This window comes from Halosimplex halobium (genome assembly GCF_051414055.1).
GTDB classification, from domain to species: Archaea; Halobacteriota; Halobacteria; order Halobacteriales; family Haloarculaceae; genus Halosimplex; species Halosimplex halobium.
The window spans coordinates 255,027-277,552 of the sequence record NZ_JBLKNX010000005.1 but is presented as its reverse complement, the minus strand read 5'-3'; the positions used below and the strand labels follow the sequence as shown (position 1 = coordinate 277,552).

Genomic DNA, 22,526 nt, shown 5'->3' with positions numbered 1-22,526 from the left:
GACGCCGTCGTCGCCGTCGGCGAGCCCGCGCTGCTCGCGGTCGCCCGCGCCGGCACGGACGCCCCCGTCCTCCCGGTCGACGCCGGCGCCGGCGTCTGCTCGGTGCCCCGGGCGGCGGTCGCCGACGGTATCGCGGACCTCGTGGCCGGCGACTACGAGCGCGCCTCGCACCCGCTGGTCGACGTGCGCGTCGCCGACCGGACCCGCGCCACGGCGCTGCTGGACCTGATGCTCGTCAGCGCCGAACCCGCGCAGATATCCGAGTACACGGTCGAGCGCGGCGACGACCGCGTAGCCCGGTTCCGCGCCGACGGCGTCGTCGTCGCCACCCCCGCGGGCTCGTCCGGCTACGCCAGCGACGCCGGGGGCCCCGTCCTGGCCCCCGACACCGACGCCGTCACCGTCGTCCCCGTCGCGCCCTTCGAGACGGACATCGACCACTGGGTCCTCCCGCCGGACGGGCTCGGTGTCACCGTCGAACGCGACGAGACCGCCGTCCACCTCCTCGCCGACGACAGGGTCGTCGGCCCGGTCGAACCCGACGAACCCGTCAGTGTGGTCCCCGCGGGAGCGATCTCGGTCGCCGTCGTCGCCGCCGGCCGGTCGCCGTTCCCACCGGCCTGAGCGCGACCGCCCTTCGCCGCGGGGTCGTCACGGTGGCCGCGCCCCGTCTCGCACACGTTCGGCCCGCGAGCGGCGGCGAGACCGCGCTGGATTGGAAAAACTCTAATGGGCGACGGACGGATCTTCCGGGTATGGTTGCATACGAGCTGTTCGGACCGGTCGACGCGGTCCTCGACAGCCACATCACCGAGGAGGTCCTCGTGATCGAGGCGGTCCTCCTCGGTCTGGTGGTCCTGAACATCGCGGCGCGCGCGCTGGCGCACCGACGCCACCTCTCCCAGGCCGAGAGCGGCGACGCCGACGAACTCTCCCGGCACCCCTTCCACGTCCTCACCAACGTCGCCCTGGTGCTCGGTGGCTTCTACTACCTCACAGTCGCCCACCACCCCGGGATGGTCTTCTCCGTCATCGCCATCTTCGTCCTCCTGACGGACATCTTCGAGTTCGAGTCCCGCAAGGTCGAGGTCCGCCGCGAGATCGACGTCGAACGCCCCAAGGCCGCCATCGGCGCCTCCGTCGTCGCCCTGCTGTACGTCGCCTACGTCACGTTCTTCTACGGCCCCCTCGGGCAGTTCCTGTAGGCCCGCTCTCCGCCGCTTTCTCGCTCGCGACAGTCGCCGACAGCTACCGAAGCGACAGGTCGCAGTGCAGTCGGCGCGCGCTGGAGCGCGCTCTCGTGCGCGCGACCGTAGCCGCGCGAGGGATGAGCGGAGGAACGGAGTGACGGAGCGAATCGGCTGGGGAGGCTCGTGGCCGTCTGCGGTGCGGTTGCGGTGCGGGTTGCGGTCCTGGCGTCCGCGCGAACGTGTGAGCGCGGGCTCGGGAGAGCGTGCTCTCCCGGTGGACTGAAAGGGCGAGGCGCGCTCGCGCCGATAGTCGCCTGAGCGGGCACTATCCGCGCGGGCGGTGCGGAGAGCGCGGATATCCCGCTCAGCGACCGCGAGCGCGGCGAGGGCTTTCATCGTTCACCGTCGAATGCGGTCGATCCAACTCCGAGCGAGCGCGGCGAGGGCGTTCAACGCCTGCTGTCGCCTGCGGTACTGACTCCAGCTAGCGAGCGCGCCGAGGGCTTTCACTGCCTGCTGTCAGTTGCAGTCACAGTCACTGCGAGAGAGCGAGTCGAACCGAGTTCGCCGGAACCACGGGGGTCCGGAACCCGCGGGAAACGGACCACCCTCTGTGCAACGACGACCCGAAGAATTCCGACCGCGTTCAGTTCGAGCGCTCGGCGTAGGCGTCGCGGAGTTCCTCGACGGCGGGGATGACGACCCAGAAGGTGAGCGCGCCGAAGACGGCGAACCAGGCCATCACGTCCATAATCGCGACGCCGAGCTGCCCGTAGACGGTGTTGACCCCTTCCACCGGGGCGACCAGCTGGACGCCGCTCCCCTCGAAACTGGGCGTGCGATACCAGCCGGCGAGGGTCAGCCACGCGAGCCCCGCGGCCGAGAAGATCGCCATTCCCTTCGCGAATTCGTCAGCCATTGTCGGATCTTTCGTCGGTTTCTTCTTTAGCGTTTCCCATTCCGTCGGCCCTGAACCGCGTCGAGAACGCGTACGTGACCGCGCCGGCGACGATCAACCCCACGCCGGCCAGCGCGACCAGCGGGTCGACTTCCGACAGCTCCGCCGTCGCCCGGTCGGTCGCCACGTCGAGCACCAGGAACCCGCCGACGACCGCCGCTACGGCGAACAGCGTCGAGAAGACGGTCACGCGCTTGTACACCGCGTCGGGGACGACCACTTCGCGACCGCGCGCACCCGCCGGGTCGTCGCTCCCGCCGGAGTCGGCAGCGGCGGAGTTGGCACCGGCGGACCCGTCAGTGGCGGACCTGTCGGTGGGGGACGGGGAGTCGGCGACAGAATCGGCGTCGGCGACGGCTGGGTCGTCCGTCCCGTCGGCGGCCGCGTCGGGCGAGTCGCCGGGGCGGGACGGGTCGGCCATCTACTTCGGTGGCCGCAGGCGGTAGTACCGGCGGTTGAGGTTGAACATGTACCCCTCCCGCATCGTCCGGAGGACGGCGTAGCTGAGGAACGCCGCGAGGACCGGGAGCAGGAAGGTCAGGTCGAAGATGAGATGGGAGTCCATCGGGATGAGGTTCTTGACCGACAGCGCGGCGATGGTGAAGGCGAAGACCACGCCGCTGACCCCGACGGCGGCCCAGAACGGCTGCTCGACCGGGCGGCGGGCGCTCCCCTTGTTGAGGAACGGGACGATGGCGACGAACCCGACGACGACCAGGTTGGCGATGACGCCGTACGTGCGGTCGGCCATCAGCTTCTGGCCGCCGAGCAGGCTGATCTCGGGGTTGAGCGGGCCGAGCTTCAGCAGGCCGAACGACCAGTAGAGGTACCAGTCGGGCAGGATGATCGCCGGCGTCGACGAGGAGTCGGCCGGCGGGCCGATGTGGGGCGGCAGCGCCGCCGAGAGGAAGATGATCATGCCGACGAAGAAACTCGTCAGCGCGAGGTTGCGGATCATCTCGTGGGGCCAGGTCGGGAACGCGAGCACGTCGCGTTCGACGTAGCTGGACTGCTGGCGCAGGTCCTGGTCCTCGCGGCGGGAGCGCTCGAAGTACTCGTAGGTCAGCCGGGCGAGCCCCTGCTTGCGAGCCTTGCGCTCGCTCCAGGTCGGGGTCTCGTCGTCCGGCGGGACGATGCCCGTGCCGTCGGTGCGAACTTCCTCGCTGTCGTCGTTGTTCTCGCTCATTGTATCAGTGGGGTTCCGCGATGCCCTGCATCCAGACGATGCCGATGTGCACGGCGATCAGCCCCGTCGTGACGAACGGGAGCACGAACACGTGCAGGATGTACATCCGCTGGACCGTCGACTGGCTGAGGGTGAACCCGCCGAACAACAGCTGGGCCACCCACTCGCCGATCAGTGGTATCGACAGGCTCATCTCGACGCCGATCTGGCCGGCCCAGAAGGCCAGCTGGTCCCACGGGAGCAGGTAGCCCGTGTACCCGAAGACCATCGTCAGCGAGATGAGCACGATGCCGATGATCCAGTTGAGTTCGCGCGGCTCCTTGTACGCGCCCGTGAAGTACACCCGCAGCATGTGCAGGAACACGGCCGCGACCATCACCTGCGCCGACCAGCGGTGGAGACTCCGGAGGAAAAAGCCGAAGTTCAGGTCGGTCATGATGAAGGTGATGGAGTTGTACGCGAGGTCCGGCGTCCCGTTGGAGGCGCCGGCGCCGGGCGCGTAGTAGAACCCGAGCAGGGCGCCCGAGATGGCCGCGACGACGTACGCGATCGTCGAGAACGACCCGAGCGCGTACAGCGGGTACCAGTACCAGAACTTGTTGTCCAGGTTGTACTGCTCGGTGTGGCTCTTGGGCATCTGGAAGTTAACCTTGTAGTACATGTTCTCGAGGATCTCCAGATAGTCGACGATGCGCAGGCGCCTGTCGAGCCACAGCAGCACGGTCAGGTAGATCTCCTCGATGGCCGTCAGTTCACGGCTCTCCATCCACGATTCGTGGTCGTGTTCGTCCTTGCGTTCAATGCTCATTGTTACTCATCCGGCCGCGGGCGGGCCACGAACTGTACCTGCGTCGGGCTGAACGGGTCGTAGACCGACTGGTGACACTGGCAGTACACCTCGTCGGCGGCGTTGAAGTTCGCGCTGCCCTCCAGTTGCTTGTACCCCGGCACGCAGCAGAAGTGCGTACACTTGTTGATCCAGGCCATGAAGTCCTGCTCGGTCGCCGCGTCGATGAAGTTCCGGATCGAACTCGGGAGGTCGCTGAACTCCCCCTCGCCGTTGGCCATCTGCGAGACCTTCGGCGAACGGAGCACCTGCACCGGGATGGTCTTGGCGTCCTCGCCCTGCGAGCGCCACGTGGCGCTGGCGGGCTTGCCGATGCCCTCGTTGCCGATGCCGTTGCCCCACGTCTCGTAGTCCTCGAACATGTCGACTGTGAGGACGGTGTCGCCCTCGACGTCCTGCTGCCAGTCGTAGGCGGGCGGCGGGCTCGCCGACGCGCGGAGCATGTTGTCCGCGTCGGCCTCCGGCTGGACACCCTGGTACTGCTCGAGCCCGCAGTACTGGAACCACTGCGAGGAGTAGGTCGTCCCGCCCAGGTCCATCTCGGCGACGGTCCGCTCGACCCCGGCGACCGTCTCCGTGCTCGCCTCGGGGAACAGCCCCCGCAGCTCGCCCGCGTCGGTCACCTCCAGCGGGACGATGGGCATCCCGCGCGGCGCGGGCCCGTCCGTGTTCTCGATCGCGATGTACTGTGTCGGGCCGCCGCCGCCGCCCGCCGCGGACGTGACCGTGTTCACGGCGGCCGCGCCGCCCGTGCCCACGCTGGCCAGCGCGGCGCTGCCGACGACGCCCTTCACGAAGCGGCGTCGGCCCGTCTCGCCCGGATACTTGTCTTCGTCCAGTGGCATTGTTATCGTTTGTAGTAGGGGTAGACAGCTCGTTTCACGCTCTCGAGAGGGTTCCCGTCCGCGAACGACGTCCCGTCGACGTCCTCCTCGCGGATGTACAGGTCCTCCCACTTGCGGCGCCGTTTCTTGACGATCATCACGTCCGGCAGGAACTCCTTGCGGTAGACCATCAGGATGAAGGCCAGGTCGACGAAGATGATGGCGAGGATACCGCCCAGATACATGTTACCCAGCGGACTGTACCCCCAGCCGTTCACGAGGCCGAACGTGAACAGGCCCACGAACACGACCTCGACGATGGTCAACAGGACCAGCGCGACCGCAGCGGCCGTGCTCTCGCGGGCCGGTTCGTACCGGTGGATGTCGCCGTACGTGCTCCCTGACGATGACATCAGTTGTTCCCTCCCTTGGCGTTGGGTGATTCACCGTACTTCAGCAGGAAGAAGGTGAACAAAAGCGAGACGACCATCATCACGATGGTCGAGATGCCGACGTAGTGGGGGTGGAAGGGCACGCCCATGTGCTCGGGGTTGAGCGGCGTCTGTCCGCCGCCGCCGACCTCCTCGGTCTCGACGTCTTCGCCGACGGCGATGGCACCTTTCATGCCCTGGCCCTCGTGGGGGGCGCAGTTGTACGTGTACATACCGCCGGTCTCCAGCGTGGCCTCGTAGGTCTCGCCCTCGGCGATCGTGGCGAACTGGCCGCCTTCCGTGCCGTCGAGACTGCCGCCGTCGGGCTGTTCGGTCGGCTTGACGTTGTGACCGGGTGAGACGAACTCGAAGACGACCGTCGTCCCCGACTCGATCCAGATCTTCGTCGGTGCGAACGAGAAGTTCCCGTCCGGGCCCACCTGAACGGTCACTTCCGACTGGCCCCGCAAGTCCTCGTAGCTGCCGTTGTTCGCGTCGCTCACGTAGGAGGGCCACACGGGCTGTACGCTCCCGCCACCGCCCTCCTGTGCGGCGGCCGTGCCGGCGCCCGCGGCGACCGCGGACGCGCCGCCCGCGGCGCCGCCGGCGGTCCGCAGAAAGTCCCGTCTGTTCATACAAAGGGTGGTCGGTACCGAATTTGTATAAACCCACCGAATACGCACGCAGGCGCGCGATTAGCCCCGCGCCGGCCGGAGATATTCGGGTCGTCGTCGCCCCGACGGGGCCGGTCCGTGCGAACCGCTCTCACTCGGCTCGCGACCGCCCGACGCGCCCTACACGGCTGGCGGTCACGCCTCGCCGGCCGACCGCTGGCCCGCTCAGACTTCGTCCGGCCCGCCGTCGCCGCCTCCGGAGGGCCGGCCGGCCGCATCCTCGCCCGGCTCTCGCTCCGAGGGCTCCCCCGGGATCCCCGGCGCGTCCTCGGGTGACTCCTCGTCGGGGAGGAAGTCCGGCCGCTCGCCCGGTTCGAGTTCGACCGCGCGCAGGCGGTTGCGGTACTCCTCGGCCCGGAACTTGTCCGACAGGCGGGCGTTGGCGACGACGCCGAACAGCAACAGCCCGATCGCGAGGAACACGACGCCGCCGAGCAACATCGCGACGACGTTCAGCGAGCGCACCGACCCGCCGCCCGGCGGCGAGACGATCCCGAGGAAGAACACGAACCACCCGCCGATCAGCACGAGGCCGGCGAGCACCTGGATCCCGGCGACGACCTGCAGGACCGTGTTGCCGAACTCGCCGCTGCCCTCGGGGACCTCCTGTGGCTCGGGGAGCAGCTCCTCGGGCGGCGCGTCGGGCACGTCGTACGACTCCATCGACGCGAGCGCGACCGTCGGCTTCACGTCCCGGAGGACGGTGCCGTGGCCCTCGACGGAGCCGTCGGCGTAGACGGTGGCGTACCCCTCGTCGGAGTAGGCCACGATGCGGTCGTCGTGGCGCTCGACGCGGGCGAACACCTCCCGCTCGGCGACCCGCCGCTTGAGGTCGGCCTCCACGCGGTCGAGCAGCTCCTCGCCCGTGATCCACGACTCCGGGTCGAAGACCGCCTCCCACTCCTCGGAGGACATCGACGCCATCTCGTTCGGGCCGAAGTCGTCGAAGTCGTACTCGGCCTCGACCTGCTCGCGCAGCGCCTCGATGGACTCGGCGTCCTCGCCGGTCCCCTCCTCGGCCCCGGCGCCGTCGGCCTCCGACGCCTCCTCGGCCCCGTCGACCCGTTCGTCGGCGGCGTCGCTCATTGTCGGAACTCCGGCCCCGAGGGGTAAAAGCGCCCCGACCCGCGGCCCGAACCCGGTCGATCCACCCCCGAGACGGTCGACCGCCGCACGAGCGCGACTTAGGGCGTCGGCACCCAGGCCGCGGCCGGCAGGACGCCCGCCATCGCCAGCGCGGCGACGACGCCGGACGTGACGACGATGCTCGCCGCCGGCGGGTCAAGGTGCGTCGCCGCGTGCGCGTAGAAGATTCGCTGGGCGACTTCGCCGAGCAGCCCACCGACGACACCGAACGCGCCGCCGGCGACGAGGGCGACACCGAGCGGGACGGACCCGGCGACGGCGCCGGGTGCGGGCGCGCCGCCGGAGACGCCCGCCAGCGCGACCACGACGGTGCTCGCCGGGAGCGCCATGTGGTGCGTGACCGGGATCTCCGCGACGCCGGCGCAGAGAAGGAACAGCACCGCCACCGTGATCCCGAACGCGAGGAACGCGCTCCCGGTCAGGTAGGCGGTGTACGCCGAGAGGACGCCGACGACCGCACCGAGCGCCGCGACTTCCTCCCAGCGGTACTGGTGGGGGAGCCACGGATCGACGGCGGCGTTCCCGCGTCCGTCCGCTCGCGCGTCTGCGCGACCCGCGCCGTCGTCGGCCGCCGTCGAGTCGGTGGTCGGTCGGCCGCCGTCCGTCTCGACCGCTGTCTCGTCGCGCTCGCGCTCGAACGGCGACATGTCCAGCAGTCGACCCGCGGGCGCGCCGACCACGCTGTAGCCGAGAGCGACCCGGTGGGCGAGCGCCGAACCGACGACGCCGAGCGCCACCGGGTCGACCGGGACCGACAGCGACCCGGCCAGCGTCGCCACCCAGTAGCCGACGACGCCGAACGCGCCGCCGACCGCCAGCACGTCCGGCCGGCTGCCGAGCCCGCGGGTCACGTCCTTCGGGTCGTAGGCCTCGCCGGCCGAATCGAGGTATCCGCGCCGGGCGGCGTAGGCCACCGCCGCGGCGCCGCCGCCGAAGGCGACGTGCGGACCGAGCACTGGGCCGAACGCGACGCCGCCGGTCACGTCGACCGCCACTGTCTCGCCGACCGACCGGACGCCTATCGCGTACAGTTCGCCGACGACCACGACCAGCCCCGCCAGCGAGAACGACGGCAGCGCGCCGACCGCCGCGCCGAATGCGCCGCCCGCGAACGCCGCCACCAGTAGCTCGACGGCGACCAGGTCCGCCAGCGTCATCCCTGGCGCTGGTCCTCGGCCGGCTCGGAGAACTCGTCGAACAGCGCGACGACGTTCGACTCGACGGTCTCGCGGATCTCCCGGACCGCCGCCAGGTCCCGGCCGTGGGGGTCGTCCAGCGCCCAGTCGCGCACGTCCACGCCCACCGCGGGGTCGAGTTCCAGCGTCGAGCAGCCCATCGTCGCCACGTAGTCGCAGGTCGCTAGCTCCTCGGTCGTGATCGCCTTCGGCTCGCGGTCGGCGATGTCGATCCCGACCTCGGCCATCGCGTCGACGACGACCGGGTGGACTTCGTCGGCGGGGTCGGTGCCGCCGGTCAGGACCTCGACCCGGTCGCCCAGCCCCCGGCGGTCGCGCTCGCGCTCGGCGAACGCCGTCGCCATCTGGCTGCGACCCGCGTTCTGGACGCACATCAGCGCGATCCGGACGGTCCCGTCGCCGGCGGAACCGCCACCGACGGCGCCGCCCCCGTCGGCCCCGCCCCCGTCGGCCCCGTCCCCGGCGGACCCGTCGCTCATCGCTCACCTCGCGTGTCGTCGAGCGCGTCGAGCAGCCGGTCGGCTCGGGCGGTCGCGTCGTAGTGGCGCCAGGTCCCCTCCTTTCGGCGGGTGACGAGCCCGGCGTCGTGCAGGTCCGAGAGCGCGTGGCTGACGGCGCTGTCGCTCACGTCCACCAGCGGCGACAGCTCGCAGACGCACAGCTCCCCGTCGGCCGCCGCGAGGTAGCGGACGATGTCGTGGCGCGTCCCGTCCGAGAGCGCCGACAGCGCCGACAGGTCCCGCTCCCGGTCGGACGGCGTCGTCGCGGCCAGCTCCTCCAGTTCGTCGATGCGCGCTTCCACGTCGGCGTCGCAACACTCCCCCAGCTCCTCGGCGAGCAAGCGCCGCAGGCGCGTCGAGTCGGTCGCCATGGCTGATTGGATGAACAACTGTTCAGATAACTGTTCCGGACGAGCGAGGCGAACCCGTTCGGCCGCGGACGTGATCCGGCGGTCGGCCCCTGGTGCGGGGAGCGAGTGGGCTTTCGGCACGTTTTAGCGCGACTGGCCGAAAGCACCGATCATGGTCACGGACAGGGTGGTCGCGACGGTCGTGCTGGTGGCCGTGACGGCGAGTTTCCCCTGTTTCGTCTACGGCGCCTGGTACATCATCGAGACCGAGCCGGTCACCTGGTCGGTATTGATGCACCACCTGAAGTTCGTGGTGACGGGGCTAATCCTGACGACCGTGCCGATGCTCGTCTGGATGGCCCCGCGCCTGCTGAGCCAGTTCGGCGGCTTCGCGATGGTCCACGCCTTCCTCGGCGCGCAAGCGTACGCCATGCTCACGTTCGGCTTCACCGGGATCGTCCGCATCTTCACTGCCAAGCGGCGCCACGACCTCTACAACGACTACGACGAGGACGTGCTCCTCGACGAGATCGGCGGCGACCAGATGGACCACTGGCGGAGCCGTCTCCGGATCGGCGTGTTCGGCTATGTCTTCTTCTGGATTCTCGCCTACGGCGCCGGGTTCGCCCGGTACGTCCTCCGCTACGACGTGCTCGAACTCCTCGGGATCTGAGACGGCGCCCGCCGGCCAGCGGCCGGTTTTTTGCCCGGAGCGGTCGAACACGACCAGCATGACCGACGAGGCGACCGCCGACGCGCCCGACGTGCTGGTCCTGCGACAGAACATCCACGGCATCCCGCCCGAGTCGTACGTCGCGGCCCTGCGCGACCGGATCCCCGACCGCGAAGTGGGCTACGCCGCCACCCCCGACGAGGAACGCGAACTGCTCCCGGAGGCGCAGGTCCTCGCGGGGTTCGAACTCGACGAACAGCGCCTCGACCGGGCCGCGAACCTCGACCTGTTCGCCTGCTCGTACGCCGGGGTCGACCACCTCCCCCTCGACGCGTTCCGCGAGCGCGGCGTCGCCGTCACGAACGCCTCCGGCGTCCACGGCCCCAACATCGGCGAGTACGCCCTCGGTGCGATCCTCTCCTTTACCCGCGACTTCCTCGAATCCCGGCGTCGCCAGCGCCGCCGCGAGTGGCGCTCCCACCAGGGCCACGAACTCGCCGGCAGCACCGTCGCCGTCGTCGGCATGGGCTCGATCGGGCAGTCGGTCGTCCAGCGCCTCCGGGGGTTCGAGGTCGACACCGTCGGGGTGCGCTACTCCCCCGAGAAGGGCGGGCCGACCGACGAGGTGTACGGCTACGACGAGATCGCCGAGGCCGTCGCCGACGCCGCCTACGTCGTCCTCGCCTGCCCGCTGACCGACGAGACCGAGAACCTGGTCGACGAGGCGGTGTTCCTGACGATGCCGCCCGAGGCCGTGCTCGTGAACGTCGCCCGCGGGGGCGTGGTCGACACGGACGCCCTGGTCGACGCGCTCCGGTGGAACTCGATCCGCGGCGCCGCCCTGGACGTGACCGACCCCGAGCCGCTCCCCGAGGACCACGAGCTGTGGACCTTCGAGAACGTCCTGCTCACGCCGCACAACGCCGGCCACACCCCCGAGTACTTCGAACGCCTCGCCGACATCGTCGCCGAGGCCGTCGCCACCGCCGAGGAGTCCGGCGAGTGGCAAGACCTGCCGAACCAGGTGGTCTGAGGTGGTCCGAGCCGGACCCGCGACTCCGGGCCGGGGAGTGCCGGTCAAACGCCGTTCTCGCCCCTCGACTCGCGGTAGCCGTCCCGGGCCTCGACGAACAGGTAGCCGACCGCGACGACGGCGGCGGCGAGCCCGAGCAGCGAATCGGACGTGAGCGGCCCGATCGAGACGGGGTCGGTGAGGACAGTCAGTGCGGCCAGCGACAGGACGGCCGCGACGGCGGCGACGAACCGCCACCGCGAGGCGACGGGGACGAGGCCGTCCTCGCCGCGCCAGGCGAGATACAGGTGTGCCCCCGCCAGGACCGCGCCGTTGTAGCCGACGAGGATCAGGGCCGTCACCGCCGGGTCGGAGGGGAACTGCGTCACTACCGCGAGCCCGGCGAGCGCGAGCGCGACGACCGTCAGGTGGACGGTCGTGTCTCTGGAGACCATGCCGGAACTGTCACCGCCAGATAATATATGCCTTCAGGTGATGGTCCGGTCGGTACCGGCGGCCGGCCTCCACCGCTACACGCGTTCCTCGACCGACCCCTACTCGCGTTCCTCGACCGGTTCGGACCGGCTCGCCCGCGTGTCGTCGCCCTCCTTGATCGCCCGCGCCTCCTCCTCCATCGCGTCGATGTCGACCTGCGCCTCCTCGTCGATCTCCCCGATGATCTCTGCGATGTCGTCGAGGCCGAGCAGTTCGCGCGTCTCGCTGTCGAAGTCGAGGCTGTCGAGACTTCCCTGCCCGTCGGCGCCGGCCGCGTCGCTCACGTCGCTGCCGGAGAGGTGCTTGCCGTAGCGACCGACCAGCGAGGTGAGCTCCTGGGGCATGACGAAGGTCGTCGACTCGCCCTGGCCGATGTTTTCCAGCGTCTCCATCCCCTTGTCGACGATGGCCCGTTCGCCCATCGACTCGGCGGATTTCGCGCGCAGCACGGTCGAGATGGCGTCACCCTGCGCTTCGAGGATCTGCGACTGCTTCTTCCCCTGGGCGCGGACGATGTCGGACTGTTTCGCGCCCTGGGCCTGCTCGATGGCCGAGCGCCGTTCGCCCTGCGCTTCGAGGATCATGGCGCGGCGCTTGCGCTCGGCGGAGGTCTGCTGCTCCATCGCCTGCTTGACGCCCGCGGCGGGGTTGACCTCGCGGACCTCGACGCTCTCGACGCGGATCCCCCACTCGTCGGTGGGCTCGTCCAGTTCCTCGCGGATCCGCTCGTTTATCATCTCCCGCCGTGAGAGCGTGTCGTCGAGTTCCATGTCCCCCAGGACGGCCCGCAGCGTCGTCTGGGCGAGGTTCGAGACGGCCCGTTTGTACTCCTCGACCTCGAGGAACGCCTTCTTGGCGTCCATGACGCGGACGTAGATGACCGCGTCGGCCGTGACGGGGGAGTTGTCGCGGGTGATCGCCTCCTGCTGGGGCACGTCGATCGTCTGCGTGCGCAGGTCGAAGGGGTAGGTCCGGTTGACGAACGGCGGGATCAGGTGGATCCCGGGCTCCAGCAGCCTGCGGTACTCGCCGAAGACGGTCAGCGCCTCCTTCTCGTAGGCCTCGACGATCTCGACCGCCGAGTAGACGGCGGCGACGGCGAGCAGGAGGAGCAGCCCTCCGACCACCGTCAGCGGCGAGATACTGGGCAGCAACTGGAGGGGTGTGGCGGAGCCAGCGAGGGCGGCTCCGGCGGACGGGATACTCATACGTATGCTAGTGCGTTACAGACAGATAAGGTGTCGCACCGACGGACGTTCGGGGCAAGGGGACCGGAGCGGCCGCGGGGACGGCGCGGGGCGGATCCGTCTCCGCGGTGCTCAGACCAGCGGTTCGTCGGGGTGGTCGCGCTCGTAGGTCTCCCGCATCGTCTCGGCGAAGCGGCCGCCTTTCGAGAGGGTGATCGTGACGACCGTGAACTCGCCGTCGGCGGGGTCGAGGACGAACACCTCGCGGGGTTCGGGTTCGTCGGGGCCGTCGTTGACCCGGTCGACCAGCGGCTCGACCGGGCGGGCGCCCGACCGGAACTCGTCGAACACCGACGGCTGGCCGGGGTCGGCGAAGACGTAGCAGACGCCGTTGACCGCGTTGTCCGTGTTGTAGGTCTGGGTGGCGTTCATGCCGTCGCCCGCGGCGCGAGTCTCCTCCCAGAGGCTCTCGGCGACCTCGAAGACCGGGTCGGCCCCCGGGACGAACGTGTAGAGGGTCGGTCGCTGTACCGAGAGTGTGCGGACCGTCGGCTCCTCCGAGCCCCAGTCCAGCGTGGCGTCGACCAGGTATCCCGGTCGCAGGTCGGCGACCGGCGCGTCGTGGCCCTCGCGGGCGACGGCGACGGTCTCCATCGTATCTCGGGCGAGAAAGCGCCACGTCTCATCGCCGCCGCCGGGCAACACACGATAGGTCCCCTCGTCCATACCGGTGGTAGGTGGAGCGGCCTGAAAACGTCGTCCATCGCCGATCCAGCCCGGCGGCGCTCAGGTCTCGCGCTCGGCCGTCCCCAGTCGCTTCACCATCTCGGGGTCGCGGTGGTCGAAAAAGAGGCTCTCGCCCGTGTCCAGATCGCCGATCCGGGCCATCTCCTCGCCCGTGAGTTCGAAGTCGAACACGTCGAAGTTCTCGGCGATCCGCTCGTCGTGGACGGACTTCGGGATGGCGACGACCTCGCGCTGGACGAGCCACCGGAGGGTGACCTGTGCGGGTGATTTGCCGTACCGGTCGCCGATGTCGGTCAGCACGTCGTGGTCGAAGATGTCGTGCTGGCCCTCGGCGAAGGGGCCCCACGACTGGTGCTGGACGCCGTGCTCGGCGAGGAACGCCGCGTCGTCGGTCCGCTGGTAGAAGGGGTGCGTCTCGATCTGGTTGACCGCCGGGACGACCTCGTTGTGCACCATCAGGTCCATCAACCGGTCGGGGTGGAAGTTGCTGACCCCGATGGCCCTGATCCTGTCCTCGTGGTACAGCTCCTCCATGGCCCGCCACGACCCATGAACGTCACCGTAGGGTTGATGGATCAGATAGAGGTCGAGGTAGTCGAGCCCGAGTCGGTCCAGCGAGCGCTCGAAAGCGTCTTTCGTCGGCTCGTAGCCTGCGTCCTGGATCCAGAGTTTGCTGGTGACGAACACCTCGTTTCGGGGTACGTCGCTGTTCTCGATCGCCCGCCCGACCGCTTCCTCGTTCCCGTAGGCGGCCGCGGTGTCGATCAGTCGATAGCCCGTGCGGAGCGCCTCCCTGACGCTCCGTTCGCACTCCTCTGGGTCCTCGATCTGATACGTCCCGAAGCCGAGCAGCGGCATCTCCACGCCGTTGTTGAGTTCGACGGATTCCATGGTAGCTGTCCGCTGAGGTAGTACGACTCCAGCCTCATGAGCGCTACCCTGGCCGGAAAGTATCGTTGACATCCTCCTCCGCGTAAACGCGGAAGAATCCCGAGCGGTGGGAGTTTCAGGTCTGCAGTCCGGTCACCGGATTACCACACCTTTCGGTCGCGGTAGTCCCACGGCATCGATGTGGTAGACTGCTGGCGGTGCCAAGCCGCCGTTACCCCTCTCCTCAACCGTGTTTGGCGTCCCAGTGTTGTTTTGGCCACGGGGACGCCAGCAGGCGTCAGCGGAGTTGGGGGTATCGTGTCGCGTGCTTTGAGCAGTCGGCACGTCGGCACACCCTTCGAGGATGTGGCGTTCACCGACTGTTCTTTCGGATACTGCCTCGTTAGGTGGGCGGACAGGCCGCCTCCGGAGGACGGTTCGGAATCCGCTCCGTTCCGACCGGTTCCTACACCCCTGTACGGCGGCCCGTCAGTTAAACGCCGGTATTCTGAAACTCAAGGGGCGTCGAACGTGGATTCTCTCCCAAGTTGACGGCGCGTATCCACCCTGAAGGCCGTGGTATTGCGCCTGCTCCGCGTATAAAAGACGGACCGACGACTCAGACTGCGTGGCTTACAGGTAGCCGCTGTCGACCAGCAGTTCGCCGTTGAGCACGCTCGCCCCGGCCGCGCCGCGCAGGGTGTTGTGCGCGAGGCAGTTGAACTGCAGTCCGTGAGAGGTCTCCTGGACGCCGCCGACGGAGACGGTCATGCCGTCGCCGAGGTTGCGGTCCATGCGGGGCTGTGGGCGGTCGGGCTCGTCGAACACCTCGATGAGCTGGTCCGGCGAGGACGGCAGGTCCATCGCGGGGTACCCGGTCATCGCGTCCTCGGCCGCCGAGGGCGACAGATCCTCGGCGGTGTCGGCCCAGACGTTCTCCAGGTGGCCGTCGATAGTCGGGATGCGGTTGCAGGAGGCGGCCACGTCGGCGTCGTGCCAGTGGACCTCGGCGCCGTCGAACTCGCCGAGCAGTTTCCGGGACTCGGTCTCCATCTTCCTTTCCTCCTTGCCGATGTGGGGGATGGCGTTGTCGATGATCTCCATCGAGGAGACGCCCGAGTACCCGGCGCCGGAGACGGCCTGCAGCGTGGCGACTTCGATGCGTTCGAGGCCGGCGGCCTCGTCGAGGGCGGCCAGCGGGGGGACCATCGTGATCGTCGAGCAGTTGGGGTTCTTGATGAGCGCGCCGTCCCAGCCGCGTCGGTCGCGCTGGACCTCGATGAGGTCCATGTGGTCGGCGTTGACCTCCGGGATGACCAGCGGCACGTCGTCGTCGGCCCGCGCGTTCGAGGAGTTCGAGGAGACGACGTAGCCCGCCTCGCAAAAGTCGGGTTCGACACGCTCGCCGACGCTGGACGGCAGCGACGAGAAGATGAGGTCCACGTCGTCCGGGACCGCGTCGGGATCGGTGGCGACGACCTCCGTCTCGGCCACGTCGTCGGGGATCGGCGTGTCGATGCGCCACTTGCTGGCCTCGCGGTAGCTCTTGCCGACGCTCGACTCGCTGGCGGTGAGCGCCGCGATCTCGAAGTCCGGGTTCGGGTCGATCAGCTGGATGAGTCGCTGCCCCACGGCGCCGGTCGCACCGAGGATGCCTACGCTGACAGTCATTGTTCCGGGATAGAGTCACCGCCATTCAAAACTGTTTGGATACGTCTACCACGGTCAGGGTCTATCATCCGCAATCCCGGGGACCGCGCGGCCGGCGCTCGGGGCGGTCGAAGACAGAACAGAGGGAGAACGGTGCGCCGCTTACGCCTCGACGGTCTGACCCTGCTTGCGGGTGACGTAGCCGGCGATGCGGTTCCGGACGCCCTTCGACTCGACGTTCGTGAGTTCGGTGACGACCTCCTTGTTGTGCTCGAAGTCCTGGCCGAAGGCGTTCGGATACCGCTCCATCAGCAGCGTCGCCGTTTTCTTGACGTAGGCGGGTTTGATAGCCATACCGACCCGTTGACCGCTCGCGCCCTAAAAGGATTCGAATCGGCGCCACGCCAGGCACTGCGGCGAGCCGGGGCGGTTCAGCCGCCCACCTCCACCGCTTCGAGCACCGCCGGCGTGTCGTTGCCGGGGTCGTTGACGGCCGTCGACACCGGATAGGTCCGCATCGGCTCGGCGGGGTAGGGGTCCAGCAGCGACTCGACCTCGTCGGGGTCGCCGGCGAGCCACGTCTCCTCCTCGTCGCGGTCGAGGATCACGGCCATCCGGTGGTGCAGGTCCGCGATAGTGTCGTTCGGTTCGGTCGTGAGGATCGTGAACGTCTCGACAGGGTCGGGGTCGCCGTCGGGGTTAGAGCCGCCGCCGAAGTCGCCGAGGCCGGTCTGCGTCTGGGGAGGCGTCCACCGCTCGTACAGCCCCGCCATCGCGAACAGGTCGTGGTCGCCGACGGTGACGCGATAGGGCTGTTTGTCGTCCCCGTCGCCGCCCGTCTCGGTCCATTCGTAGAAGCCGTCCGCGGGGACGAGACAGCGCCGCGACTCGTAGGCGTCGGCGAAGCTACGCTTCTCCCGGACTGTCTCCGCGCGTGCGTTGATGAACTCGAACGCCGAGCGGTCGTCCGCCCAGGAAGGGACCAGCCCCCACTCCATCCGCTGGATCGTCCCGGGCTCGTCGCCGGTGACGACCGGGAGTTGCTGGCTCGGTGCGGCGTTGTAGCGGGGTTCGAACTCGTACTCGAAGGTCGCGTCGAAGCGGTCCTCGATGTCGTCGGGCGGGGCGAACAGGCTGTAGCGGCCACACATGGCTACCGCTACGAGCGCCACCGCAATAACGGCACAGTCCGCCGGTCAGTCCTCGAAGAGCGCGGCGGCGAGGATGTTGGCGTCCGCCACGAGTTTGAACGCCGCGCCGACGACGCCACCGAAGAAGAAGGTCGCGCCGACGAGCATGATCCCGAGTCCGATGACCCGGCGGATCAGTCGCGCCAGCCCGCCGAACGTGAACGGATCGAGGAACATCGAGAGGCCGATCGGCAACAGGAGCGTCCCGACGAGATAGAGGATGATCAGCCGACGCATCTCCGGGTGGAGCGCGTAGGCCACTGCGGAGTCGAAGTCGACGGGCGAGCGCGCGAGCGTGTCTTCCGGTTCTGCCATGGCCCGGTGGTCGACCGGGACCCGGATAGTTGTAGGGGGCCGTTCAGGCGGTGCAGTCGCGGTGCGGGGCGGTGGCGGCGGTCCCGGTGCAGAGCGGTCGCGGGGTGGCCGCGGTGCAGAGCGGTCGCGGGGTGGCCGCGGTGCAGTCGCGGGATGGTCGCGGTACGGTGCGGTGGCCGGGAGGCCGTCTCGTCGGCCGACCCGGGGAAAGGCAGGTTCGCCAGCGTGCATCCGGCGCGGAGCGCCGGTTCACCGGACGCGAGGGAGCGCAGCGACCGAGTCGTCCGGCTTTTTTCCCCAAGTTTTTCGGCGGAGGATCCCCGCAGCGCGCCGAAGGCGCGCGAGGATCTCTCCGCCGCAAAAAGTGGGTGCGAAAGTGGGCTTATATTGCCAGGAACTGCGTGACGAGCCACTTGGTGACGACGGCGGTGATCGAGCCGACCCAGGTCAGGGCGACGAAGTGGACGTAGGTGTTGATCTTGTGGCCGCCGTCGACGGTGCGGACCATCAGCGCCGACAGCATCGCGCCGAACATGATGATGACGATCAGCAGGAACTCGATGAGCGGGATGTTGTAGACTTCGGTGTTGATGAGGCTGCCGACGTCGAAGTTGCTGGTGCCCGACTGGAGGTCGAGGCTCATCGAGGCGAGGATGTTGACGACCTGGAGACCGATGAAGAAGGCGAACGTGGAGGCGGCAGTGATCCCGTAGAGGAGGCCGATCAGCGTGGTGGTGGCCTGCTCCCGGCGCTGGCGCAGCTGCTGGACCTCCATCATGTTCTCCGAGATGAGCTCGCCCAGGAGTTTCGGGTCCCCGCCCATCTCGCGGCCGATGAGGTACATCTCGGAGAACTTCTGGATGAGCGAGGAGCGACACTCCGCGGTGAAGTGGCGCCAGGCCTCGGTCGTCTCGATGCGCATGTTCAGCCGCTTGTAGAGGTTGTCGACGTTGTCCGAGAGCGGGCCGAAGTCCTTCTTGCGGAGGGTCTCGAGCACCGTCGAGGTGGTCGACTGCTTGGCGCCCTCGGTGGCCCCGAGCGCACGGATGAAGCTGGGGAACTCCTCGTCTCTGGCCTTGATCTTCTTCTCCTCGGCGTTGACGACGAGCCCGGGGATGAGCAAGGGGAGCGTGGGGATCGCCGCGTAGAACGGCAGCGGGAGCGGGTCGAGGAAGAAGACGGCGTCGTCCAGCGTGACCGGCGAGACCCCGAGCATGCCGAGAAGCGAGAACGCCAGCAGGCCGACCGAGAGGGCGGTCCCCGCGACCGTGGCGTTGCGGATCTTCGACTCGACGGGGGAGGGTTTGTCATCGGGGTGGTACCACAGCGGGTCGTGGGGGGCCATCGAGCGGATGGCGAGGTAGAACCCCGACTGGACGAACACGTAGAGGACGATGACGGCGCTGACGGTCACCGTCGGGTTCGTACCCGTCAGGACCGGGAGGACGACCGCGAAGACGAGCGCGAAGGTCATCGAGAGGATCATCGAGAGGTAGAGGTCCTTCATGACCTCCAGGTTGTCCAGCGTGCCCTGGTAGACGGTCTTGTAGTTGGCGATGATCTGGTCCTGCTCGGAGACGAGGTAGTCGTCCAGCGCCTGGCCGGCCCCGAGCGTGTAGCCCAGGCGGTCGAAGAAGTCGGAGACGGCCTCGCTGGGGACCTGCTTGGCGCGGCGGCGGCAGGCGTCGTCGAGGCTCTGGTTCCACGTGTCGACGAGTTCCACGACGCGACCGATCTCGGCGGCCATCTCGCCGTACTGGTCCTGTTTCGAGAGCTGGCGGAACACCTCCATGCGGTCGATGTTCGTCGTCGAGAGGACCGTCATGTGCGTGACGACGAGGTGGAACTGGTTGTTGAGCTCCGCCCGCCGCTGGGAGAGCAGTATTTTCGGGTAGAAGACCGCGGAGGCGAGCATCAGGAAGCCGAGCAGGGGGATCGGCCCGCGGATCAACAGCGGGAGGTCCAGCACGAGCCCGGCGGCGACGGTCGCGACGAAGAAGACCGCGGAGGGAGCGAGGATGACGCCGAGATACCGCTTCAGCGGCATCGGCATCTGCTCGTAGGCGTCTATCAGCCCCGAGAGCATCGACGTGAGCGTGAGTTCGACGGTCCCGGCGGATTCGTCTGCGGACGCCATCACTCGGTCCTGTGGATGTCGAAGGGGAGGCCCTCCACGCCGTCGCGCTGGAAGTCCTCGATCAGTTCGTTGACCTCGTGGTACCCCAGGATACCCTCCTGAATGGCGCGCTCGATGACGCTCGCCCGGAAGTTCAGGTCGTCGTAGATGTCGCGGGTGTCCTCGTACCCGAGGAGGGTCGCGATCTGCTCCTCGAGGACGAAGGAGTTGTTCATGCCCTGGAAGACGATCTCGTCCTCGACGGGGTCCCAGTAGAACGACTGGCGGGTGACGACCCCGTCCATCTCCTTGGAGTAGCCCTCGATCTCCTGGACGGAGGTCACCCGACGAAGCACGTCGTCGCCCTGCTTGACCCGGTTCTGGAACAGCGCCACGTCGGCCACGTCCATGAACGTCTCCGGGACGTTGATCGGTTCGCCGGTGAATCGCTGGATCATCGAGACGATGTCGGAGGCGTGGAACGTCAGCATGACCGGGTGGCCGGTCTGGGCGGCCTGGAACGCCATGCGCCCCTCCTCGCCACGGACCTCACCGACGATGATGTAGTCGGGCCGCGACCGCAGCGCGGCCGCGACGAGGTCGAACATGTCGACGCTCGACCCTTCGTCTTCACCTTCCCGAGTCAGGAGCTTCTGCCAGGTGTCGTGTGGCGGCAGCACCTCGGCGGTGTCCTCTGCGGTGTAGATCTTCGCGTCGCGGGGGATGAACGCCATGATGGAGTTGAGCGTCGTCGTCTTCCCCGACGCCGTCTCCCCGACGACGAAGACGGTCTGTTCGTTCTCCAGGCAGAGCCAGAGGTACGCCGCCAGCTGCGGCGACAGCGTGCCCCACTTGGTGATCTGGAAGATCGAGAGGGGCACCTCGTCGCCCTGGCGGATGGTCAGCGAGGGGCCCTTGACGGAGACGTCGTCGGAGTAGATGAGGTTGAGACGCGACCCGTCCGGCAGCGTGGAGTCGACGATGGGGTCGCTGTCGGAGACGGGGTCGCCGATGCGCTCGCCCATGTTCTTGAGCCACTTGTCGTACTCCTCGGGGGTGCCGAAGTCGACGGTGGTGGAAAGCATCCCGTAGACGGAGTGGTCGACGTGGCACTCGTGGGGGCCGATGACGTGGATGTCCTCGTTGGCCGGGTCGCGCATCACCGGCTCGAGGGGGCCGAGCCCGACGATGTCCCGGTTCAGTCGGTAGAGGATGTTCTCGTAGGTCGACTCGGTGACCTCGACCTTGCCGAGGTTCGAGAGCTTGTTGAACCGCGAGAGGACCCCGTTCTCGTCGCTGGCGCCGCTCTTGACCGCGGTCGACTCCTGGAGCAGTTCCTCGATGCGGTCGTCGTACTCCGTGTCGCTGGTGGGGGCGGGCTTGTTGACGCTCTTCTGGAGGAGTTTGTTCCGGACCTCCTCGAAGACGACCGACTCCTCCTCGTCGAGTTCCGGCTCGATGGCGTAATATTTCATGTCCTGGCCGATGTCGCCGTAGATGTGACAGAAGATCGGCCCGCCGACGGGGTAGAGGACGTTCGGCCGGTCGGACTCGTAGTCGTCGTCGGCCTCCTCGATGAACGTGGGGAACTCCCCGGTGATCTGCTTGAACTTCTTCAGGTGGTCCATCAGGTGCGGCCGGCGCGACGCTACCTGCCTGAGTTCGTCCGAGGGTTTGGGTCGTCCGTGGTCTGTCATGCTGTACTCCTCTCTGGTGTGTTATGCGACGCTGCGCGATTCGATCACGATGCCGGTCCCCGAGCGGACGGAGTAGCCGATGGTGTCGCCGACCTGCTCGCCCATGCCGGCGAACCGGAGGACGCTGATCTGCCGGCGCACGTCGTTGCCGACCTCGATCATCTCCAGTTCGAGGAACACGTCGGCGATCGCCCGGAAGGGGCCGATGGCCTCCTCGTCCAGCGTCGAGGGGTCGACGGTCAGCATGATGACCTTCCCCTGGGAGATAACGTCGCGGAAGAACGAGATAATCTCCAGGGCAGCCTGGCGCTCCTCGTTCTGGCGGACCAGCGCCTCGAACTTGGGGTCGTTGCGGAGGATGGCGTCGAACGTGTCGATGATGATCACCTCCGAGTCCCACATCACCTCGGCGTCCATCAGCCGCTTGAGCAGCTCCTTGCGGTCGCCCTCCTCCTCCTGGCCGGAGAAGGTGTTCCCGTCGCCGATGTCGGCGTGGAGGAACAGGCAGTTCTCGTCGAGCAGGTGCTCGACCATGCCGTAGTCCAGCGAGTGCATCTGGTCGAGGAAGCTCCCGACCGTCAGTTCGGTCGAGAGCATCGTCACGGAGTGGCCCTCCTCGCAGAGGCCGTAGGCGAACCGCTGGCTGATGGCGGACTTGCCGGCGCCGTAGTCGCCCTCGACGAGGACGATGCTGCCCGGCGGGATCCCGCCGCCCAGTTCCTTGTTGATCCGGTCGCGCTCCTTCAGTCCCAGCGAGAACAGGTCGTTTGTCGCGATGCTCATGTGCGGAACTCGAACACCTCCTCGTCGCCGTTGACGACCACCTTCACGCGGTGGTCCTCGTTGACCGCCAGCGGGCTGTCGGAGCGGTCGATCTCCAGTTTCAGGACCGACCCGGGGCGCCAGGACGGCCCCTCGCCGTACAGCGACACGGTCACGTCCGTCTCGAACTGGCCGTTGACGAAGACGTTGACCGCGCCCGGATCGGCCGGTAACGTCTCCGACCCCGTGTTCTTGACGTGGAGCGTGATGTTGTCCGTGGTCCCGTCGTAGACGTTCGACGAGCCGCTGTCGCTGATGATCTCCACGTCGGTGCGCACGTCCTGGCTCACCTGCAGCCCCTGGTCGTCGATGGCGTTGCTCAGCTGGCCGACCGTGTCGGTGAACACGCCCGCGACGCTGGCCGCGACCAGCATCGACGCGATGAACAGGATCATGTGGGAGACCGAGACGCTAGCCACGGCGGACCACCTCCGTGCCGGCCGGACGAGC

27 protein-coding genes are annotated in these 22,526 nt (G+C 68.2%); 4 read left to right on the top strand and 23 right to left on the bottom strand.

The features are described from left to right. A partial coding sequence (locus ACMGFG_RS07975) for an NAD(+)/NADH kinase (RefSeq protein ID WP_436929800.1) occupies nt 1–624 on the top strand: 624 nt, incomplete at its 5' end. Nucleotides 625–755: 131 nt separating this feature from the next. Then, nucleotides 756–1,205 carry a DUF7313 family protein gene (locus ACMGFG_RS07970; RefSeq protein ID WP_436929799.1) on the top strand — a complete coding sequence of 150 codons (450 nt, stop codon included), beginning with the start codon at nt 756–758 and terminating at the stop codon, nt 1,203–1,205. A gap of 631 nt (nt 1,206–1,836) precedes the next feature. On the opposite strand, the gene ACMGFG_RS07965 is transcribed toward ACMGFG_RS07970, so the two are convergent. From ACMGFG_RS07965 to ACMGFG_RS07915, 11 genes are all read right to left on the bottom strand, one after another. Then, nucleotides 1,837–2,109 (bottom strand): DUF7314 family protein, encoded by a 273-nt coding sequence (locus ACMGFG_RS07965; RefSeq protein ID WP_135362762.1) that lies wholly within the window; start codon nt 2,107–2,109, stop codon nt 1,837–1,839. Then, nucleotides 2,102–2,368: a DUF7315 family membrane protein gene (locus ACMGFG_RS07960; protein WP_436929808.1), complete on the bottom strand. Its 267-nt coding sequence runs from the start codon at nt 2,366–2,368 to the stop codon at nt 2,102–2,104. Before ACMGFG_RS07960 ends, ACMGFG_RS07965 begins: the two co-directional genes overlap by 8 nt. 201 nt (nt 2,369–2,569) lie before the next feature. Then, nucleotides 2,570–3,334: a cytochrome b family protein gene (locus ACMGFG_RS07955; protein ID WP_436929798.1), complete on the bottom strand. Its 765-nt coding sequence runs from the start codon at nt 3,332–3,334 to the stop codon at nt 2,570–2,572. A gap of 4 nt (nt 3,335–3,338) precedes the next feature. After that, nucleotides 3,339–4,142, bottom strand: coding sequence for a cytochrome b (locus tag ACMGFG_RS07950; RefSeq protein WP_436929797.1), 804 nt, complete (start codon nt 4,140–4,142; stop codon nt 3,339–3,341). 2 nt (nt 4,143–4,144) lie between these two features. Then, nucleotides 4,145–5,026 carry a ubiquinol-cytochrome c reductase iron-sulfur subunit gene (locus tag ACMGFG_RS07945; protein WP_436929796.1) on the bottom strand — a complete coding sequence of 294 codons (882 nt, stop codon included), beginning with the start codon at nt 5,024–5,026 and terminating at the stop codon, nt 4,145–4,147. A gap of 2 nt (nt 5,027–5,028) precedes the next feature. Further along, nucleotides 5,029–5,418 carry a DUF7318 family protein gene (locus ACMGFG_RS07940; protein WP_436929795.1) on the bottom strand — a complete coding sequence of 130 codons (390 nt, stop codon included), beginning with the start codon at nt 5,416–5,418 and terminating at the stop codon, nt 5,029–5,031. After that, the gene (locus ACMGFG_RS07935) at nt 5,418–6,071 is read right to left on the bottom strand and encodes a plastocyanin/azurin family copper-binding protein (protein ID WP_436929794.1); all 654 of its coding nucleotides are present in this window, start codon (nt 6,069–6,071) and stop codon (nt 5,418–5,420) included. The genes ACMGFG_RS07940 and ACMGFG_RS07935 overlap by 1 nt, the downstream gene beginning before the upstream one ends. A gap of 204 nt (nt 6,072–6,275) precedes the next feature. Beyond that, the gene (locus ACMGFG_RS07930) at nt 6,276–7,196 is read right to left on the bottom strand and encodes a DUF7319 domain-containing protein (protein WP_436929793.1); all 921 of its coding nucleotides are present in this window, start codon (nt 7,194–7,196) and stop codon (nt 6,276–6,278) included. A 98-nt stretch (nt 7,197–7,294) separates the two neighbouring features. Then, nucleotides 7,295–8,413 carry a DUF7973 family transport facilitator gene (locus ACMGFG_RS07925; RefSeq protein WP_436929792.1) on the bottom strand — a complete coding sequence of 373 codons (1,119 nt, stop codon included), beginning with the start codon at nt 8,411–8,413 and terminating at the stop codon, nt 7,295–7,297. Next, nucleotides 8,410–8,826, bottom strand: coding sequence for an arsenate-mycothiol transferase ArsC (locus ACMGFG_RS07920; RefSeq protein WP_436929807.1), 417 nt, complete (start codon nt 8,824–8,826; stop codon nt 8,410–8,412). The genes ACMGFG_RS07925 and ACMGFG_RS07920 overlap by 4 nt, the downstream gene beginning before the upstream one ends. Nucleotides 8,827–8,927: 101 nt before the next feature. Continuing rightward, complete coding sequence (locus tag ACMGFG_RS07915; RefSeq protein ID WP_436929791.1) at nt 8,928–9,323, bottom strand: ArsR/SmtB family transcription factor; 396 nt, start codon at nt 9,321–9,323, stop codon at nt 8,928–8,930. Nucleotides 9,324–9,474: 151 nt separating this feature from the next. Here ACMGFG_RS07915 and ACMGFG_RS07910 point away from each other — a divergent pair, with 151 nt between their 5' ends. After that, nucleotides 9,475–9,975, top strand: coding sequence for a DUF7321 family protein (locus ACMGFG_RS07910; protein WP_436929790.1), 501 nt, complete (start codon nt 9,475–9,477; stop codon nt 9,973–9,975). Between the two features lie 58 nt (nt 9,976–10,033). Then, a complete protein-coding gene (locus tag ACMGFG_RS07905; RefSeq protein WP_436929789.1) occupies nt 10,034–11,008 on the top strand; it encodes a D-2-hydroxyacid dehydrogenase in 975 nt (324 codons plus the stop codon). Nucleotides 11,009–11,052: 44 nt separating this feature from the next. Here ACMGFG_RS07905 and ACMGFG_RS07900 read toward each other — a convergent pair whose 3' ends face one another. From ACMGFG_RS07900 to arlG, 12 genes are all read right to left on the bottom strand, one after another. Next, nucleotides 11,053–11,442: a hypothetical protein gene (locus ACMGFG_RS07900; protein WP_436929788.1), complete on the bottom strand. Its 390-nt coding sequence runs from the start codon at nt 11,440–11,442 to the stop codon at nt 11,053–11,055. 99 nt (nt 11,443–11,541) lie between these two features. Beyond that, complete coding sequence (locus tag ACMGFG_RS07895; protein ID WP_436929787.1) at nt 11,542–12,690, bottom strand: SPFH domain-containing protein; 1,149 nt, start codon at nt 12,688–12,690, stop codon at nt 11,542–11,544. 111 nt (nt 12,691–12,801) lie between these two features. Then, entirely contained in the window at nt 12,802–13,395 is a 594-nt protein-coding gene (locus ACMGFG_RS07890; protein WP_436929786.1) for a DUF6663 family protein, read from the bottom strand. Between the two features lie 60 nt (nt 13,396–13,455). Continuing rightward, nucleotides 13,456–14,307, bottom strand: coding sequence for an aldo/keto reductase (locus tag ACMGFG_RS07885; protein WP_436929785.1), 852 nt, complete (start codon nt 14,305–14,307; stop codon nt 13,456–13,458). A gap of 612 nt (nt 14,308–14,919) precedes the next feature. After that, a complete protein-coding gene (gene asd, locus ACMGFG_RS07880; protein ID WP_436929784.1) occupies nt 14,920–15,957 on the bottom strand; it encodes an aspartate-semialdehyde dehydrogenase in 1,038 nt (345 codons plus the stop codon). A gap of 141 nt (nt 15,958–16,098) precedes the next feature. Then, nucleotides 16,099–16,290, bottom strand: a complete 192-nt coding sequence (locus ACMGFG_RS07875) for a 30S ribosomal protein S17e (protein WP_436929783.1) — start codon at nt 16,288–16,290, stop codon at nt 16,099–16,101. A gap of 77 nt (nt 16,291–16,367) precedes the next feature. Continuing rightward, nucleotides 16,368–17,087, bottom strand: a complete 720-nt coding sequence (locus ACMGFG_RS07870) for an SOS response-associated peptidase (RefSeq protein WP_436929782.1) — start codon at nt 17,085–17,087, stop codon at nt 16,368–16,370. 45 nt (nt 17,088–17,132) lie between these two features. Continuing rightward, complete coding sequence (locus ACMGFG_RS07865; RefSeq protein WP_436929781.1) at nt 17,133–17,441, bottom strand: hypothetical protein; 309 nt, start codon at nt 17,439–17,441, stop codon at nt 17,133–17,135. 382 nt (nt 17,442–17,823) lie between these two features. Next, nucleotides 17,824–19,527: an archaellar assembly protein ArlJ/FlaJ gene (arlJ, locus tag ACMGFG_RS07860; protein ID WP_436929806.1), complete on the bottom strand. Its 1,704-nt coding sequence runs from the start codon at nt 19,525–19,527 to the stop codon at nt 17,824–17,826. A gap of 50 nt (nt 19,528–19,577) precedes the next feature. Beyond that, on the bottom strand, nt 19,578–21,254 hold the full coding sequence (gene flaI, locus ACMGFG_RS07855) for an archaellum flagellar ATPase motor FlaI (protein ID WP_436929780.1): 1,677 nt from the start codon (nt 21,252–21,254) through the stop codon (nt 19,578–19,580). 21 nt (nt 21,255–21,275) lie between these two features. Next, complete coding sequence (gene arlH, locus ACMGFG_RS07850) at nt 21,276–22,037, bottom strand: archaellum protein ArlH (protein WP_436929779.1); 762 nt, start codon at nt 22,035–22,037, stop codon at nt 21,276–21,278. Beyond that, nucleotides 22,034–22,495, bottom strand: coding sequence for an archaellum stator protein ArlG (arlG, locus tag ACMGFG_RS07845; RefSeq protein WP_436929778.1), 462 nt, complete (start codon nt 22,493–22,495; stop codon nt 22,034–22,036). The genes arlH and arlG overlap by 4 nt, the downstream gene beginning before the upstream one ends. Between the last annotated feature and the right edge of the window lie 31 nt (nt 22,496–22,526).

Excerpts from the sequence above, each read along its gene's own strand:
- ACMGFG_RS07970 (WP_436929799.1), top strand. The coding sequence starts at position 756 with ATGGTTGCATACGAGCTGTTCGGACCGGTCGACGCGGTCCTCGACAGC.
- ACMGFG_RS07965 (WP_135362762.1), bottom strand. The coding sequence starts at position 2,109 with ATGGCTGACGAATTCGCGAAGGGAATGGCGATCTTCTCGGCCGCGGGG.
- ACMGFG_RS07955 (WP_436929798.1), bottom strand. The coding sequence starts at position 3,334 with ATGAGCGAGAACAACGACGACAGCGAGGAAGTTCGCACCGACGGCACG.
- ACMGFG_RS07950 (WP_436929797.1), bottom strand. The coding sequence starts at position 4,142 with ATGAGCATTGAACGCAAGGACGAACACGACCACGAATCGTGGATGGAG.
- ACMGFG_RS07945 (WP_436929796.1), bottom strand. The coding sequence starts at position 5,026 with ATGCCACTGGACGAAGACAAGTATCCGGGCGAGACGGGCCGACGCCGC.
- ACMGFG_RS07940 (WP_436929795.1), bottom strand. The coding sequence starts at position 5,418 with ATGTCATCGTCAGGGAGCACGTACGGCGACATCCACCGGTACGAACCG.
- ACMGFG_RS07935 (WP_436929794.1), bottom strand. The coding sequence starts at position 6,071 with ATGAACAGACGGGACTTTCTGCGGACCGCCGGCGGCGCCGCGGGCGGC.
- ACMGFG_RS07930 (WP_436929793.1), bottom strand. The coding sequence starts at position 7,196 with ATGAGCGACGCCGCCGACGAACGGGTCGACGGGGCCGAGGAGGCGTCG.
- ACMGFG_RS07925 (WP_436929792.1), bottom strand. The coding sequence starts at position 8,413 with ATGACGCTGGCGGACCTGGTCGCCGTCGAGCTACTGGTGGCGGCGTTC.
- ACMGFG_RS07920 (WP_436929807.1), bottom strand. The coding sequence starts at position 8,826 with ATGTGCGTCCAGAACGCGGGTCGCAGCCAGATGGCGACGGCGTTCGCC.
- ACMGFG_RS07915 (WP_436929791.1), bottom strand. The coding sequence starts at position 9,323 with ATGGCGACCGACTCGACGCGCCTGCGGCGCTTGCTCGCCGAGGAGCTG.
- ACMGFG_RS07910 (WP_436929790.1), top strand. The coding sequence starts at position 9,475 with ATGGTCACGGACAGGGTGGTCGCGACGGTCGTGCTGGTGGCCGTGACG.
- ACMGFG_RS07905 (WP_436929789.1), top strand. The coding sequence starts at position 10,034 with ATGACCGACGAGGCGACCGCCGACGCGCCCGACGTGCTGGTCCTGCGA.
- ACMGFG_RS07900 (WP_436929788.1), bottom strand. The coding sequence starts at position 11,442 with ATGGTCTCCAGAGACACGACCGTCCACCTGACGGTCGTCGCGCTCGCG.
- ACMGFG_RS07895 (WP_436929787.1), bottom strand. The coding sequence starts at position 12,690 with ATGAGTATCCCGTCCGCCGGAGCCGCCCTCGCTGGCTCCGCCACACCC.
- ACMGFG_RS07890 (WP_436929786.1), bottom strand. The coding sequence starts at position 13,395 with ATGGACGAGGGGACCTATCGTGTGTTGCCCGGCGGCGGCGATGAGACG.
- ACMGFG_RS07885 (WP_436929785.1), bottom strand. The coding sequence starts at position 14,307 with ATGGAATCCGTCGAACTCAACAACGGCGTGGAGATGCCGCTGCTCGGC.
- asd (WP_436929784.1), bottom strand. The coding sequence starts at position 15,957 with ATGACTGTCAGCGTAGGCATCCTCGGTGCGACCGGCGCCGTGGGGCAG.
- ACMGFG_RS07875 (WP_436929783.1), bottom strand. The coding sequence starts at position 16,290 with ATGGCTATCAAACCCGCCTACGTCAAGAAAACGGCGACGCTGCTGATG.
- ACMGFG_RS07870 (WP_436929782.1), bottom strand. The coding sequence starts at position 17,087 with ATGTGTGGCCGCTACAGCCTGTTCGCCCCGCCCGACGACATCGAGGAC.
- ACMGFG_RS07865 (WP_436929781.1), bottom strand. The coding sequence starts at position 17,441 with ATGGCAGAACCGGAAGACACGCTCGCGCGCTCGCCCGTCGACTTCGAC.
- arlJ (WP_436929806.1), bottom strand. The coding sequence starts at position 19,527 with ATGCTCTCGGGGCTGATAGACGCCTACGAGCAGATGCCGATGCCGCTG.
- flaI (WP_436929780.1), bottom strand. The coding sequence starts at position 21,254 with ATGACAGACCACGGACGACCCAAACCCTCGGACGAACTCAGGCAGGTA.
- arlH (WP_436929779.1), bottom strand. The coding sequence starts at position 22,037 with ATGAGCATCGCGACAAACGACCTGTTCTCGCTGGGACTGAAGGAGCGC.